Source organism: Psychrobacter sp. DAB_AL32B (assembly GCF_002224105.1).
Taxonomy (GTDB): Bacteria; Pseudomonadota; Gammaproteobacteria; order Pseudomonadales; family Moraxellaceae; genus Psychrobacter.
The window spans coordinates 1-15,936 of the sequence record NZ_NEXU01000003.1; the positions used below are offsets into that span (position 1 = coordinate 1).

At 40.6% G+C, this 15,936-nt stretch carries 15 protein-coding genes; 7 read left to right on the forward strand and 8 right to left on the reverse strand.

Annotation, left to right across the window (positions count from 1 at the left end; genetic code table 11):
* Positions 1-389: hypothetical protein (locus tag CAN34_RS14165; protein WP_165767587.1), on the forward strand; the 389-nt coding region annotated here is incomplete at its 5' end.
* A 381-nt stretch (positions 390-770) separates the two neighbouring features.
* On the opposite strand, the gene CAN34_RS00090 is transcribed toward CAN34_RS14165, so the two are convergent.
* The gene (locus CAN34_RS00090; protein WP_089553918.1) at positions 771-1,133 is read right to left on the reverse strand and encodes a DUF3817 domain-containing protein; all 363 of its coding nucleotides are present in this window, start codon (positions 1,131-1,133) and stop codon (positions 771-773) included.
* Positions 1,134-1,413: 280 nt separating this feature from the next.
* Here CAN34_RS00090 and CAN34_RS00095 point away from each other — a divergent pair, with 280 nt between their 5' ends.
* Positions 1,414-1,863 (forward strand): MarR family winged helix-turn-helix transcriptional regulator, encoded by a 450-nt coding sequence (locus CAN34_RS00095; protein ID WP_217320599.1) that lies wholly within the window; start codon positions 1,414-1,416, stop codon positions 1,861-1,863.
* Positions 1,860-2,666, forward strand: a complete 807-nt coding sequence (locus CAN34_RS00100; RefSeq protein WP_089553919.1) for a siderophore-interacting protein — start codon at positions 1,860-1,862, stop codon at positions 2,664-2,666. Before CAN34_RS00095 ends, CAN34_RS00100 begins: the two co-directional genes overlap by 4 nt.
* Before the next feature lie 398 nt (positions 2,667-3,064).
* Here CAN34_RS00100 and CAN34_RS00105 read toward each other — a convergent pair whose 3' ends face one another.
* The 5 genes from CAN34_RS00105 to CAN34_RS00125 form a co-directional block, all read right to left on the reverse strand.
* Positions 3,065-3,811: an HAD family hydrolase gene (locus CAN34_RS00105; protein WP_089553920.1), complete on the reverse strand. Its 747-nt coding sequence runs from the start codon at positions 3,809-3,811 to the stop codon at positions 3,065-3,067.
* Positions 3,811-4,953, reverse strand: coding sequence for a TIGR03364 family FAD-dependent oxidoreductase (locus tag CAN34_RS00110; RefSeq protein WP_089553921.1), 1,143 nt, complete (start codon positions 4,951-4,953; stop codon positions 3,811-3,813). Before CAN34_RS00110 ends, CAN34_RS00105 begins: the two co-directional genes overlap by 1 nt.
* Positions 4,954-5,088: 135 nt before the next feature.
* Positions 5,089-6,093 (reverse strand): ABC transporter substrate-binding protein, encoded by a 1,005-nt coding sequence (locus tag CAN34_RS00115; protein WP_089553922.1) that lies wholly within the window; start codon positions 6,091-6,093, stop codon positions 5,089-5,091.
* An 84-nt stretch (positions 6,094-6,177) separates the two neighbouring features.
* Positions 6,178-7,860, reverse strand: coding sequence for an ABC transporter permease subunit (locus CAN34_RS00120; protein WP_089553923.1), 1,683 nt, complete (start codon positions 7,858-7,860; stop codon positions 6,178-6,180).
* Between the two features lie 58 nt (positions 7,861-7,918).
* The gene (locus CAN34_RS00125) at positions 7,919-8,818 is read right to left on the reverse strand and encodes an ABC transporter ATP-binding protein (protein WP_254423025.1); all 900 of its coding nucleotides are present in this window, start codon (positions 8,816-8,818) and stop codon (positions 7,919-7,921) included.
* A gap of 570 nt (positions 8,819-9,388) precedes the next feature.
* Here CAN34_RS00125 and CAN34_RS00130 point away from each other — a divergent pair.
* From CAN34_RS00130 to CAN34_RS00145, 4 genes are all read left to right on the forward strand, one after another.
* The gene (locus CAN34_RS00130) at positions 9,389-11,149 is read left to right on the forward strand and encodes a TrkH family potassium uptake protein (RefSeq protein WP_079692314.1); all 1,761 of its coding nucleotides are present in this window, start codon (positions 9,389-9,391) and stop codon (positions 11,147-11,149) included.
* Positions 11,150-11,206: 57 nt separating this feature from the next.
* Positions 11,207-11,908: a TrkA family potassium uptake protein gene (locus CAN34_RS00135; protein WP_079692313.1), complete on the forward strand. Its 702-nt coding sequence runs from the start codon at positions 11,207-11,209 to the stop codon at positions 11,906-11,908.
* An 18-nt stretch (positions 11,909-11,926) separates the two neighbouring features.
* Positions 11,927-12,472 carry a DUF3124 domain-containing protein gene (locus CAN34_RS00140; protein ID WP_089553924.1) on the forward strand — a complete coding sequence of 182 codons (546 nt, stop codon included), beginning with the start codon at positions 11,927-11,929 and terminating at the stop codon, positions 12,470-12,472.
* Between the two features lie 201 nt (positions 12,473-12,673).
* Positions 12,674-13,540 carry a hypothetical protein gene (locus CAN34_RS00145; RefSeq protein ID WP_089553925.1) on the forward strand — a complete coding sequence of 289 codons (867 nt, stop codon included), beginning with the start codon at positions 12,674-12,676 and terminating at the stop codon, positions 13,538-13,540.
* Positions 13,541-13,630: 90 nt separating this feature from the next.
* On the opposite strand, the gene ampC is transcribed toward CAN34_RS00145, so the two are convergent.
* Together ampC and CAN34_RS00155 are read right to left on the reverse strand one after the other, a co-directional pair.
* Entirely contained in the window at positions 13,631-14,806 is a 1,176-nt protein-coding gene (gene ampC, locus CAN34_RS00150) for a class C beta-lactamase (protein ID WP_089553926.1), read from the reverse strand.
* Between the two features lie 179 nt (positions 14,807-14,985).
* Positions 14,986-15,759 carry a sulfite exporter TauE/SafE family protein gene (locus CAN34_RS00155; RefSeq protein WP_254423026.1) on the reverse strand — a complete coding sequence of 258 codons (774 nt, stop codon included), beginning with the start codon at positions 15,757-15,759 and terminating at the stop codon, positions 14,986-14,988.
* Positions 15,760-15,936 lie beyond the last annotated feature (177 nt).

Here is a 15,936-nt window from a genome sequence, read left to right on the forward strand (position 1 = left end):
GAAATATAAATATAAAAAGAATGAAAAATAAAAAAAGAATAAAAAATAAAAAAAAAAGGAAAAATCAAAAAAGAATAAAAAGAATAAAAAGAAAGATAAGTCTGAAAAGAAAGATAAGTCTGATAAGAAAGATAAGTCTGATAAGAAAGATAAGTCTGATAAGAAAGATAAGTCTGATAAGAAAGATAAGTCTGATAAGAAAGATAAGTCTGATAAGAAAGATAAGTCTGATAAGAAAGATAAGTCTGATAAGAAAGATAAGTCTGATAAGAAAAAACAAGCTAAAAAGAAGAATGAAAAATGAGTCTGAAGTCTGTGGAAAAGCTATTATTGTAATGTTTATTAGGTTCTTGGATGATAAAACCCTAAAGAGCTGGAAGCTAATGTAAAAGAAAACGGCAATAATACCGCTGACAATAAAGAAGAGTTACCAACGCATGATAGACCAATCAGAAATCTGATTATTAGCTTAACAAGTAAATATCATTGGGTTATCTATCCAATTCTAGACGTTAAAATTAAGCGTTTAGAGTTGGATTTTTTATTATCATTTTTTGGATATACCCTAAAAAACTTTGATTATTCCTATCATTTAGAATTATGACAATAAAAAAGTAGTGGGGGCATTTTATCTTAAAAAACCAACCTGATGAATACGTTAGGCTTTTATATGAATGAAATTGACCAAGCAGGTTAATGGACACGGCTTTTTAAACAAGGTAAGCACACCGATATTAGGTGTGCTTACCTCATCGGCAGCTGAGCTTGTTTTAGGCTTCTTTCTTTACGCTTTTCTTTAAACTCTTTTTCAAAAAATGGTCAAATATAAACGGGCCAAACGGTAAGAATGAGCCAAGGACGCCCGCTGGTATGGCCCAGAGAGGCATTTTTATTCTGATAGTAGCGCCCATAAGTACCACGATGTAGGCGATGAATAATATACCGTGTGCCATACCGATGTATTTCACCCCTTCTGGGATGCCCATCATGTATTTTAGGGGCATAGCGATGCCGATCAATAATAAAAAAGAAGTGCCTTCTAGATAACCCATGATCGTGAGGTTTTTTAACGTGGTGTTTTGTTCTTTTCTAAGATTGAGCACTTGCTTGATATGTGGCTGAGCTTGAGACACTGTATTTTCCTTTTATGGTATCAATAAATAATTTAATGTCGCTATGATACTGGCTCTGCTCAGTGCTTTGAAGCGTTAGTTTGTGTCAGCTGCTATTCTTAAAAAAGCCAGTCTATCGTATTCAAATTCTTGAAGACGATGAAAAACCGCCTCAATCCTCGTATATTTTTTTATTTAGCAGTAATCGTAGATAGCTACTTACCAACAATTCAAATACCTAGTTGACACAGTCAATCATCTTTTGTATAGTTGCTAGTGTCAACTAAATAAAGAGATTTCTATGCCGGATAATTTATTAAGTGAAACATTACACCAATTGATGCACCTCTATACCAATCTACTGCGTGAAGGTATCAGGCGCCAAGAACTTGAATTATCAGTCACCCACATTAGAACCTTAAAATGCGTCTGTCATGATTTACAAAGTACCGCACAGTCTATAGCTAAACGAATAGAGCGTGATAAAGCCCAAATTACCCGTGCGCTGAATGATCTTTTGGCAGCTGATTTAATCTTTAAGACAGATAATCCATTAGATGGTCGTAGCCAGTTGCTACAGCCGACCGCTAAAGGTAAGGGTGTGATGGTAAAGCTTGATGCAGCAGAAGATTGGGCTAGAAAGCAACTTACTCAGAATTTAACGACCGCCGAGCTGACATTGTTCTTTCGTGTCAGCCGTAACATGATCGACAATGTTAAGAATAGTCAAACCAGTGGAAAAAACATATGAATAACACCTCAATTAATATAATAAATCAAAAATCAGTACGAGAAGTAATGACGGTTACAGATAAGCAAACGCTTACCCCGCATTACATTCGCGTCTATCTCACAGGGCAGCCAGATACTATTACCAACATTGCCACTATGACCGTTGGCGCAAATAACAAACTACTCATACCTTTAGATAAAACCCAAACACTTGATCTAGATGACCAAGCTAATTTTACTAAACGTACTTATACGCACCGTGGTGTGGATATCGAAAAACAACACATCTGGATTGACTTTGTTGCCCATGGTGATGAGGCGCCTGCCTCCGGATGGGTAACACATGCTCAAGTTGGCGATGAGCTCGGTGTGCTTATGAACCCGAAAAAGAAACCACTTTATCCGGCAGCAGATCACTTTCTACTCGTTGGTGATGCTACCGCTATACCGGTACTTGGGTCAATACTGGAAAGTCTGCCTGACACTGCGACAGGGCAATGCGTCATCGAGGTTCACAGTAAAGAAGATGAACAGGATTTGCCAACCTCGGCCAATATTGAGATGACATGGCTACACAATTCACATCCTATGCAAGGCAGTCAATTAGCTGATACGCTCAAGTCTCTCACCCTACCAAGTGCTGAGCTAAGCCGATTTGCTTATGTCGCTGGCGAATTTTCGTCAGTTAAAGCCATCCGCCACTATCTGAAAGGCGAGAAAAAGTGGTCGAAAGATGAGTTATATGCTTTTTCCTATTGGAAAGCGGGTGTTGCTGAAGACAAATCTGCGAGTGATAGACTCGCAGAAAAAGAGGCAGAATAAAGAGTACGGCTTTACTGTTCTGTAAATAATAGAATAATCTTTTAAGATGATTGAATGTCCAATATCAGCTTATTTATAGGGATGCGCTATCTAGTATAGTCAGTTCAAAATAAAATATGTACGATTGTCATAACACTCTGCTGGTATAAATTTTTCTCGCTTGCTGTGCACTGCGCCAGACAAAGGCTTCAAAAAACTCATACCAGCAATACTGTATTCTTTTTAAAGTGAATCGACTATACACTGATTGCGAAACAATGAAATTGTTATAATTACTGTAATTGTCATGAGTCTCCAAGCGCCTAAATCTTGATAACCAGTCTCACTGAGGCGTTCTTTTTAATTAGAGTTTTCTAAAGAAGGATATAGTGAGTTAAGTAAAAGAAAGCTTGCTACTTTTATATTAATTCAGCCAAATCTGTAAGTTTAGCCAACACAATATCAGGTGCATATTTCTCAAGCTGGCCTTTAGTTTGCGCGCCGGTTAACACCCCGATACATAGACCACAGTTAGCATTCTTTCCTTCTTCAATATCAATACCGCTATCACCCGCTTTCAAAACTTGCTGTGGATTTGCAATGCCACACTTGTCCATTGCAAGGGTAATCATATCTGGCGCAGGACGGCCATTCTCCACATCATCTGCTGTAATCAACGCATCAATCTCGTGGCCTACTGACCACCCTAAGATAGTCAAAATCTTATTGGCAGTTTTAGAATCATAGCCGGTATTAAGGACGACTTTTCTGCCTGAATTTTTTAAATTGTCAAACAAATCCAGCATACCATCGAAGGTCTTCACCGTCTCTTGAGTATAGGCTGATGCTAAGGCTGCTTTAAATGTATAAAAAGCAGTATCTGTCCATTTTTCTATATCAACAGCAAGCGTATTATCATTTTTTAACCGCTCGTTAAGTATATCGCTAATCGCTTGCCGTTTTTCTTTGCCCGCCCCAAACTCTAGACACATAGCCAAATTGACTTGCTTATCAGTCTGCCCAGCCTCTTGTAATGTGTGATTAATGGCATCACGTACGGTTTTATAAACTAAATTATCTTCATTAACGGTAGTGCCTGCCATATCAAAGACACATAGCTTGATAGTGTCGAATTGCGCTTTAATATTATTGATATTTGTACCCATTATTTTGACTCCAATACTAAGTTGATTAACTCTTCACCAAAGGCGAATCCTGTCGATGCACCTGTGCCGCTAGTGATGCTACCGACGACGACGCCTTTTTCCGGAGAGGCTTTAAACACCACGTTTTCTGCACTAGGGTAAACCCCTGACCAATGTTGAATAATGTCTACCTCACCAACATTCATTATTTGATGAAATTCTTTGAGAATCAAATCGTCCTGATAACTATCTCTAAACGGCAACTCTTTGTCGCTATAGTCATGGCTGTCGCCAATGATGAGTGATCCATCCAGTGATTGGACGACGATTAAGTGCACGCCAGCTTTGCGTTCAGCTGGCTGGATATTATCTAACAAATGAATCAATCCTTTGGCTTCAGGTAATTGTGCAAAGCCATCATAACGAGCAAAACTTAAATCTGACATGACTGCAGCGTTTAATTTAAAGGAGGTTTTAGGCATGACGCGCATCATATTTAGGGTGCAGAGTGTGGCGTTGGCCTGCGCTAAGGTATCCGGATATAAGCTATGTAAATCAGACCCAGGACAGACGACGCAATACCTAGCATGCAGCGTACCGCGACTGGTATGAACCACGGGTAACTCAATAGAATGAACCGCTGTTTTATTATAAAAATCAACCCCCTGCGATTGTTTTAACCAGTTCGCTAATTTACCAATAGCGGTATTTGACTCGACTCTAAGCTCGTGAGGACTATACAGAACACCCAGACCCTCTTTGAGATAAGGAGCTTGTTGATTCATCTCAGCTTGACTCAATAGGTGACACGATTCGCCCATTTCCGTCTTTAAAAATACTTCAGCGACGCTCATGGCTTCAGGGCGCTGGATAAGCATATGCAGACCGCTATGCTCAATCTCGATACCTGCTTGTGGGGCAATCTCTGCCCAGATATTACGTGAGTGCATTGCTCGTTGCCAATGCTCGCCACGGCGCTGGCCACTGACGGTGACAAAGCCGAAGTTGCGAACGGATGCATCTTTATTCTGCGACTCACGCTCTACCAGCGCCACGCTCAGACCTTTTTTAACCGCCGCATAGGCACTGGCAAGACCAACAATACCGCCGCCGACCACGACCACATCATAGTGTTTGTCAGATAGTTCAGTCATTAATTTCATAATAATTATTCTTCTTCTTAAAAGTTATATTCGAAGTGTAAAATTTATTTAGAAAGTGCTTAAAAATGATATATCAATATAAGTAGATAGCTTACTTAAACAGTAGTTTCTACTAGCAGGTTCTAATAGCGGGTTCTACTGCCCAGCTTGCCCATGAAAGAACGCCCGATGCTTATCTAGTAGCTCAGCCGTTAGCGGTTCACTATAAATTTTGCTATTTTTAATTTGATTTTCAGGTGCGACTATTTCGCCCTCATAGACCACGTTTGGATATATTTTTAGCAGATTGGATCGCGCATTTTTAACGATAATTTTGGCCATTTTCATCGCATTTGGATTGGTATTAGCGCCTTTATCAATCACCGCGAGCGACTCAGTCAAAGTGTAGTTACCTTCACTAGGATCGACAAAATCAATGGGTAAGCCTTTATCTTGGTTGGCGATTGCTTGATGACGCAAACCGAAACCAATGGGTACTTCACCCGCCATGACTTTTTTGATTGGCCCTGACCCTGATAGCTCTAAGTTTGGCCCCGCGTTTTCGCGGATACGGTTCATGATTTGCTGCCCTTCAGCACCCATGCCATACGTAGCAGTAATGTCCTGAATAAATAACCAACCAGTTGATGAGCCATTTGGATCAACCATCGCAATTTTATTTTTATAGATAGGCTTTGCCAAATCTTTGGCACTGGTCGGTCTAGGCAGATTTTGCGCTGCCATCTCTTTAGTATTTAAGATGATGGCACCAGTGAAGCCTAATATTGGCGCATAGTAATTTGGGACCGCCACTTGCGGCTTTACTTCAAAGGTTAACTCTTTAAACATCGGCTGCTTAGCCTGAGCGCTTTCTAAATAAAACGAGCTCATAGTGACCATATCTGCTTCTATATTGTCGCCTTCAGCCAATAAACGACCACCCAGCTCGCCGGTACCAAACGATTGAAAGACATACTGACCTTCATATCCTGCTTCATTTAGAACGTCTTGAATGACCGCTACCGCCTCTTGGTCGGCATTACTATAAATGACCACTTCTTCTACATTACTGCTACTATTTCCCTCTATAGACGGCGAGCTACAACCAGCCAACATGATCCCGCAGGCAAGACTCACCATTAACGTCTTAAATAAAAACATCATTTATCCTATATATTTTGTTGAAATTTAAATTATTAGAAAGTTAGTTATTAAAAAACGGCTGATATAAAAGTTATCGCTAGATTAAGCAGCCGTTGCTGTAACAGTCGTTTCGGCGCTTATTTTCTTTATACCGTAGAACCGTTTGCTATGAATGTGACGGATAATGGCAAATAGAATCAGAGCGCAAATATTGGTCATTAATATCATGAGCGATAAGATAAAAATCTCATCGAAGCGTGCAAAATGCTGCAACTCGACAATCTTGGTGGTTAACACCATGGTTTTGGCACCAGAGATAAAGATGACGGCGCTAATAGTCACCATAGCGCTGATAAAGTAAAACGAAGCCACTTCAATCAAGGTAAAAAATGAATTGGGAATGACAATGCGGCGTAGTGACGTAAACCATGAATCACCCAATAAACCAGCGGTCGTCTCCCAGCCTAAGTTCATTTTTGACAGCGCGTTTTTACTCATAAGGTAAGGAGTAGAGAAATAGTGAATGATGTTACTTATCACGATAATAAAGATAGTGTTGGCGACCGCTGAGCCTGAAAATACCATGAGGTAGGCGATACCGACGACCATGCCAGGCACTGTATTGGTCACCAATGCTGAGCTCTCAATACTGAATTTGCCAAGTTTGAATAAGTTTGAGCGCTCGTATAATAAAGCCGAAAAGTAAGTAATTAAGGTACCAAAAACCGCTGTCAATACTGCCACAAGTAATGAGTTCTTATAGACTCGCATCAGATTGGCAGACTCTAAAACCTGGCTGACTATCTCAGTGCTAAACTCCATCTGATAAGGCCATGACTTAATCCATGGGATGATAAATATCACGGCAAATACCAATAATAGTGAAGCTAAAATAACACTGGATAACACCGCTAAAACTCGGTCTTTTATTTTTGAGCTAGGAAAATCAATATGTTCAACTGAATCGTAGCGGATATTAAAGCGCGCGACATACCACAATATGGCGATACTCAATACTGATGGAATAAGCATAAATAGCGCAATTACAGCCCCTTTTTCAAAGGAAGGAGACGCCCCGAGTATCTGGGTATAGAGCTCAGTAGCAATAACGTTATATTGACCGCCTATTGATGCCGGAATACCAAAGTCAGTAAAGGCTAAAAAGAAGCATTGAATCATCGCGGCCGCAAAGGTACCAATTAAAGGACGCAACACCGTCATATCAAATTGGCGAAGATGAGAATCCCCCATTAACTCTGAGACGATGACGAATTTTTTATCCAAATACTGAAAGGTATTATTGAGTAATAAAAAGGCAATGGGCAAGGTGTAGATGGTATAACCAAGCCACATCCCATAAAAACCGTATATTTCTTCAAACAGCTGAAAGCCAATAATCTGAGTGAGCAACCCTTGTTTACCAAAGGTGTAGATAATGGCAAAGCCGTAAGTCACCGTTGGCAGTAGCATAGGGAATAAAGCGGCAAGCTTAATGAACTGTTTAAAACCTTTGGGCAGGTTGGTCCAATGCACGGTATACGCCAAAATAAAAGCAAGTAGTGTGGCACTGAGCGCGCTAATCGTCGCGACAGAGAAGCTATTGAGCATGACCTGCTTAAAGCTATCCGTATTAACAATGCTGGTATAGTTCTCTAGTCCAAGCCCATCGCCGACATTAAAGGACAGTGCCAACATTTTGACTAATGGCACAAACATAAAGGCGATAAATAAAATACTAACAAATAGCCAAATTGCTTTTACGAGTGGTGGATTGCTAAGTTTCATAATTATCCAAGACGATCAAATGGTCAAAGGCTTTCATTCACGATGTTTTTAATTAGCATTAACTGATAGCGGCATCTTTTACTTTTTTCTTATTGCTGTCGCTGATAGCACTGGCATTAGCATTAGCATTGGCATAGCGATGACCCACAACGGCATCATCCTGACCGTAGTGCTGGCTTTGAGTGTATTTACTTAAAGGATCGACTTGCGTGGTATCGTCTGCAAATAAACTTAAGATATTTCGACGCTTAATATTGAGCTGATTAAGAATGAAATTTTTGACGAAGTCATTGGCAGGATTACGAATAATCTCAGTAGGTTTGGCGAATTGCGCCACTTTGCCATCCGATAGCAGTAGGATGCGATCAGACAGCGTCATAGCCTCTTCGGGATCGTGTGTGACGATTAATGTGGTCAGCTGATAGCGTATTGAAATCTCACGAATACGTTCTTTGATGGTTTCTTTAATGACGCCATCTAGGGCAGATAATGGTTCATCTAATAGTAGGATTTTAGGCTTCATAACCAAGGTGCGCGCGAGTGCTACTCGCTGTTTTTGACCGCCGGATAGCTGACTGATACGCTTATTGAGATGGGCTTTGATATCAAGTAAGTCGACCAGTTCATCGACTTCTTGTTGCGTGCTGACATTGGGGTTGTTACGTAAACCGTATTCGATGTTTTGTTTGACATTGAGATTTGGAAATAAAGCATAATCCTGAAAGACGATATTGAAGCCTCTTTGCCTCATCGGTACACGAGTAATATCCTCGCCGTTATAGGCCAGCCGACCGTCATTAATATCAGTTAAACCTAAGATAATATGTAATAAAGTCGTCTTACCGCATCCAGAAGGCCCTAGTATCGAGACGATCTCGCCCTTATTAATTTTGAGTGAAATATTTTCAAAGATAACTTTGCCATCATATTTTTTAGTCACACCTCTGAGCTCTAACATATCAACCAATCCAATCACTTATAATTAAAAATTTAATTACTTGTCTTGCATAGGTCAGTAGTGTAGCTAGCAATTATGACATTTTGATTAAGACAAGATGACAATACGATGACATGTCAGTCTGCTGTCGATACCAATATTGTCACGGAAGAGGGGACGCAAAGGACAGCTATGTACAAAGATTAAACCGAACTATTATCTCATCATGTATGACGTTAAAATGATTGGTTTTTATAAAAGCGTACTTCACGAGCTGTCACTGCGGGCACTACTGATGTTGGACTAGAAACCGAATACAAAGCGATTGAAGATTGGCACAAAATTTAATCACTGAGCTTTTATTAGCTGTCCGAATTTATTATGCCACTATAGTGCTATAAATCGCCAAGACAGATATGGTTTGTTTATTATCGTCAAGCTGCTTGAGTAAAACCTCCCAAGTTTGTTTGTACGGATTTGACGGTAGAAGTCAGTTGTCATGACTGGTTACTATTCTCTAAAAATTAGTTCAGTGCATGGCTAAAAAAAGGAGTATAAGTATTATCGTTACTCCTTTCATGGAATTAGGCTATGCATCCAGCCCTACCGTACCGGTTATTGAATAAGCTCACTATTTTTATTAGTCTAATCGGAGTCGGGGTTGCCCTAATCGATAGTGGCTTTACATTATCAACTTGGCTACAGCATATTTTTCACCTTTTCTACTTAACCATCATTTTACTAGGGTTTGTCGCCACGGTTTGGCGCTATGTGCGCGCAAAGACGCGGCTGTCTGTCAATAAAGTGGCCGTTTTTGATTTAGTAACCAGTGTGGCGATTTTGATTTTACTAGCAGTACATTTCACTGAATTAGCGCGTTCAGGGCTATCGATGCCGGTTGATGGTTTTATTGCCATTAAGATTGCCGTGTTTGTCACTTTCATTCGTGAAATATCCGACAATAACTTTAGTCTTAATCGTGCCTTTTTAAACCCCGGTCAGTTTTTTATCTTGAGTTTTTTATCAGTGGTATTGGTTGGGGCTTTACTATTGATGATGCCCAACGCGACCACTGAGCCTATATCCTTTGTTGATGCGCTATTTACTGCTACCAGTGCGGTCTGCGTCACCGGGCTAATTGTGGTAGATACGGCAACGCGTTTCACTACTTTTGGGCAAGTGATTATCATAGGGCTGATTCAAATTGGCGGGCTTGGCATTCTGACCTTTGTGACTTATTTTAGCTACTTTTTTAAAGGTGGCGTCAGTTATGAGACCCAGCTCAGTATCAGTGAAATGACTTTCTCACGGCGCTTAGGCGATATGGTCACGACCTTAAAGTCTATTTTATATGTCACCTTTGGCGTTGAGGCGCTGGCAGCCATTTTGATTTATATCAGCATTTATGATTTACCCGGTATGAACTTCTCTGAACGACTATTTTTTTCAGCCTTTCATGCCATCTCCGCCTTTTGTAATGCAGGCTTCTCTACCTTTAGTGCCGGCTTATATGATGATTCGCTACGCTTTAATTATCCGTTACAGCTGATTATCAGTACTACCTTCTTATTTGGTGGCATGGGTTTTATCATTGTCGTCAACCTACTGCGCTATTTACGTCATCGTGCCCAAAGGGCGCTCCATCCTCATGATCCGCGTTATGGCTATCAGCCGTGGCTGCTAAGTATTAATAGCCGTATCACGTTGATTACCTCCGGTGTTTTATTGCTGATCGGGCTGATTGGGGTGTTGATGTTTGAATATAACGGCATACTGGCTGAGCATAGCAGTTTTTATGGCAAGGTCATCACGGGGTTATTTACGGCTGCGACCCCGCGTACGGCAGGATTTAATATTGCGGATATGGACGCGCTGGCATTCCCGACCATTATGCTGACCATTTTTTTGATGTGGATTGGGGCGTCCCCGAACTCAACAGGCGGCGGCATCAAAACCAGCACCTTTGCTATTGCGGTCTTAAATACCTTGAGCTTAGCGCGCGGTCAGACCAAAGTTGAAGTATTCCAACGTGAGATCGCCGACATCTCTATTCGTCGGGCATTCTCGATTATGTGGTTGTCGTTATTGGTCATTGGACTGGGCGTGACGCTCATCAGTTACGATCAGCCCGAGCTTGATTTGATTAAAGTTATTTTTGAATGTTTTTCGGCATACAGCACCGTAGGTCTCAGCTTAAACTTAACCGCTGATTTATCAACCTTTAGCAAGCTTGTGGTCTCAGTGATTATGTTTGTTGGGCGCGTCGGTATGTTGACTATTTTTGTTGCCCTACTTAAAAACAGGCATCAACGTAACTATCGTTATCCAACTGAAGAGATTACTATTAACTAATCATGACGCATTGCCGCAATTGCTGCATTTACGATTGCATAAGTGACAAGGAATATTATGAAATATATCATCGCAGGTTTAGGAAGTTTTGGCTCCTCGCTCGGTATGGCGCTGACCAGCCAAGGTCATGAGGTCATTGCTATCGATAGCAGCATGCAAAAGGTCGAAGCTTATAAAGAGCTTATCACCCATACCATTTGCATGGATGCTACCGATGAGTATACGGTCAATGGTCTACCGATTATGGATACAGATATCGTCGTGGTGGCGATTGGTGAAGACCAAGGGGCAAATGTGATGGCGACGGCACTGTTTAAAACCTTGAAAGCCAAGCGTTTAATCAGTCGTAGTATCAACCCACTCCATGAAAAAGTACTACAAGCGATTGGGGTTGATGATATTTTTCATCCCGAAAAAGAATCAGCGATGCGCTGGGCAAAACGGCTATCGCTACGTTATTTCGTCGACTCGTTTAGTTTAACGGAACACTTTAGTATCGTTGAGATTAGTATCCCAGATATTCTAATCGGTAAAACCATTGCGGCTTTACAAATGGAACATAAATTTAATCTTAAGCTGCTGAGCACCATGCGCTACGAGCATTATGAAGACAGCTTTGGTCGCCCCCAACGCAAGCCCGATATTCAGGGTTTAGCAACGCCCGAGCAAGTGCTGGAAGCAGACGATGTGCTGGTGGTCTACGGCGCTAACAAACATATCAATCAGTTTTTGCGTAGTGTTGGGGTTAAAGTACACTAATCGATAGAGGATAACGTTATGAATAAGTGCCGCATATCCGTGCTATGTATTGCTGGCTTGCTACTGTTTAGCGGCTGTGATGAGTCTAAACAAGACCCAAATGTCATGTTTTCAGAGAAGCATCAAGACCCAATTAAAGAGCTTGAAAAAACCTCAAAAAATATTGATCATAGCCAATTTGGCTATAAACAAACTTTTTATGTGCCGATTTATTCAGATATTTATACCGATAGAGACAATCGAAAGGTCTTACTGTCAGCGACCTTGAGCGTGCGCAACACGACCTTAAAAAAATCGCTATATATTAATAAAATAGATTATTACGGTACTGATGGCGAGCTTGTAAAGTCATACTTAACAGAAACCATTGAGTTACCAGCGATGGCAACTTTAAATTATATTGTCGAAAAAGAAGAGGATAAAGGCGGCTCAGGCGCAAACTTTATCATCGAAGTCGAAGGTATAGATGAAACGGTCAGACCAGTTATTGAGGCCGTTATGATTGGTAATTTTAGTAACAAAGGTTTTGCATTTAGCACGGAAGGTACGCCGGTTGTGCATTAATAGATTTATACCAGTAGAACGCTATTTTTAGCGTACCGCTTTTATTTTGAACTGACTATCATTAACGGACTATTTAATGCATTTTATTGCGTCAGTTTCAATCTGACACAGGGACTCGAAAATAAACACAGAAAAGCCGGTTTAGAGTATTCCCATCGATGCGTATATTAGTATGCATAGTCCAGATTCAGGAGTTTAGCCATGTTAGCTTTTCATAAAAAACCGCCCTTACCAATTAATAAAACGGCAATAATCACCACTTTATTAATTGGTACTGCACAATTATTAACAGGCTGTGACTCACAACCTTCATCTTCAAATAATGACGCCATTGCGCAAACTGATGTTACAGATAAAGGTATGGCTAAGAAGGATGATAGGTCTGTAAATCCAGCGCCTATCAATGCTACCGATGCGGATAAAACAGAGGCTATCGAAGCAGTAAGTCTATTCGATGAGAAAACCGTAAGCCCGTCAGGTTACGAGAAGCTCAGCTTTGGGCAGATCATTACACCTGAGCTGTTAAGTGACCTAGGACTAACCAGAGCAGAGGGCGATAACGAATCATGCTATTACGTCATTAATCCAACACTGAGCTATGTAGATAAAGAATATGGTAAACGTGCCTCTATGCTATATCAGATTATAGATAATAAAGTTGCGCTGATCAGTATTCAGGATCCAAACATAGCGTTTTATAAAGGTATCAATGTCGGTGATTCAGCCACAGACGTTATGAAGGCGCATAATGACGCTCTTACTTACGAGGTCGATAAATATGCGGTCGATGGTGATTATTATAGTCTGCTTGCTAATGTTAATTTCAAGGTAATAAAAGATAGCCAACTCGGAGAGTCATTAACAGCCGAAAACATTGAGCTTGATAATAAAGAGGACAAATTGCCTCTACAAATTGAATATCATATCAAGGGTGGTCAAAAGCTGAGTGATTATAAAATTAAATCAACTGAGTGGACAGCAGAGAATAAGAGTCTGTTGAAAGGGGAGGTTGAAAGTATTGATATCGGTATACCAGCAGCGATTTATCTTGTCGAAGGCTGCTCTTAAGAAGTAACTATCAAGAACCCAGAATCTGACTGAGTTCTTGATAGTTTAGAAAGCTATTTTGCATAAGGTTGCTTTGTGACTCATGTTAACTCAATGAGCCATCGCACTTTCTAAAATAGCATATGCTGCTTTGACTCTATCGGCATTAGGATAGTTTTTATTTGCTAAGATGACAATGCCTGATTTTTTGGCAGGAATATAAGCGATATAGCCACCAAAACCATTGGTAGCACCGGTCTTGTTGACCCACACGTTATTTAAAATAGGGGTTGGTTGCTTGTTTACCTGAATGGTTTGAGGGTTAAGGACCACTTCCGTTGAATTTCCTTTAAGCAAGGTATCTAACTGAGTAGGGAGAGGATACATCTCCCACGCTAATCCTTGGGTAAAAGTGCTCGCTTGATAATAGCCCTTTCTATTATTAACTAACGCTTGTTGAAGGTCTTTATCCAACGGTATTAGACCCATATTTGCAGCCATAAAATGCGTCATATCAGCACTGGTTGATTTAATACCATAGGCTTCAGCGTCCAATATACCGGGATTGACTCTTATCGGCTCTCCAGCAGCGTTATAGCCAAACGCATAATCCGCCATTTTATCGCTAGGAACATTGACAAAGGTATTTGTCATGCTGAGTGATGGCAGTATTTTATTTTCCATTAACAATGTGTAATCAGAGTCCATACTCAGTGCAGATATATAACCAAACAGCCCTATACTGGCGTTGGAATACAGACGTTTTGAGTTTACTGGGAAGGCAGGCTGCCACGATTTATAATAGCGGAGCAACTCTTTATTGTTTTTAACCTCATCAGGCACTTGAAGCGGTAAACCACCAGCCGTATAAGTGGCTAGGTTTATCAGCTTGGTATTGCCGATGGGACTATCTGTGAGGTAAGGGATATATTTATCCACGCTATCATTTAGTGACAGCTGGCCATTGAGTTCCGCATAACTGGCAGCGGTTGCAGTGAAAGTTTTACTGATAGAGCCCAATTCAAAGATAGTGTTTTCTGACACAGGTTTGCGGGATTTTTTGTCAGCCAGACCATAATGATAAAAATACGATTTACCATCAACAATGACGCCAAAGGACATCCCTGGAATATTATGCTCATCCATTAAGAGTTTGGCTTGCTGATCAACTGCACTCTTTAGACGATCATGACTGTCTGCCGCTTGTACCGCTCCAGATGTCAATGACACTACCACTAAAGCGGTAAGTCCCACTCGATTTAACGTAGTTTGAACTGATTTTTTCATGATAGGGTTACTTATCCATTCTGATAGATGTCTTGATAATCGTTTAATGCTTCAATGAGTATTAGAATAGCTCTTTTCCCAATTTTAGGAATGGGGTTTCACTTTTTCATTAGCATATTCTCTCAGAATGTTAAGCCTCCGACAATCCCGGGGCGGTTCAGTATCGAGTTAAAGGCTTATCAGAACAGCACATTGACGTTTCTTATTATCATTATTAGACCACTGATTACCATTAGCATGAGCAGCATTATCCTAAACTGACTAATACTCATTCCCGCCAAAAAGCGTTTGCCAATGATGTTGCCAACAACGGCACCTAGTCCTAATACGAGCCCATAGACCCAAAGCTTGGCAGTGAGTAAGCCAAAAAAAGCGTAGCTAGCGATTTGTATAATACCCACAAAAAAAGAATTGGCGGTTTTGGTAGCAATAAGGTTTTCTTTTTCTAGTCCAGCATTCATGTAAAAAGGGTTCAGTATAGGACCGAGACCACCCACCAATGTGCTCATAAAAGCAATGACAAAGCCCAAAGGTATAAAGCCTACTTTGGGCATATCAAACGTTTTATTTACTTTGCCGAACTTATATTGAAAAATAGTAGACACTAAAAATACGCCAATCAATAACTGAATCCAGCCTGCATCTAAACGACTAAATATCAATGCTGCCAGCCATGCCCCTACGAGAGCACTTGGCACATAATATTTGGTCAATGACCAATCAATATGATTCCAGAATAGATACATCCGCGAGCCATTACTAATAAAAGTGGCCAAATTGATCACAGGGGCGGCAGCCGTTGCCCCGATCATCCAAGAAGTGACAGGTATCAGTAATATGGCACCGCCACCACCCGATATAATAGAGATGATAAAAGCGAGCATGCCAGCGACAAACAAGCCTATTAAGTGCCAATTCGGGATGGCTTGCAATAGGTCTAAAACAAGGGACACTATAAAATCCTATTCCATGAATGACATCAAGTGGTAGTGGTTAACTAATTTCGGACAACTGATAAAAGGTTTTATTAAAGTAGCGTTTTTCTTTATCTAGCAGTGTTAAATAATTGTTGAAAGTATGGGGTGTAACTATCCCCTAAAAAAACGGTGGTCATACATAGAGTACAACCA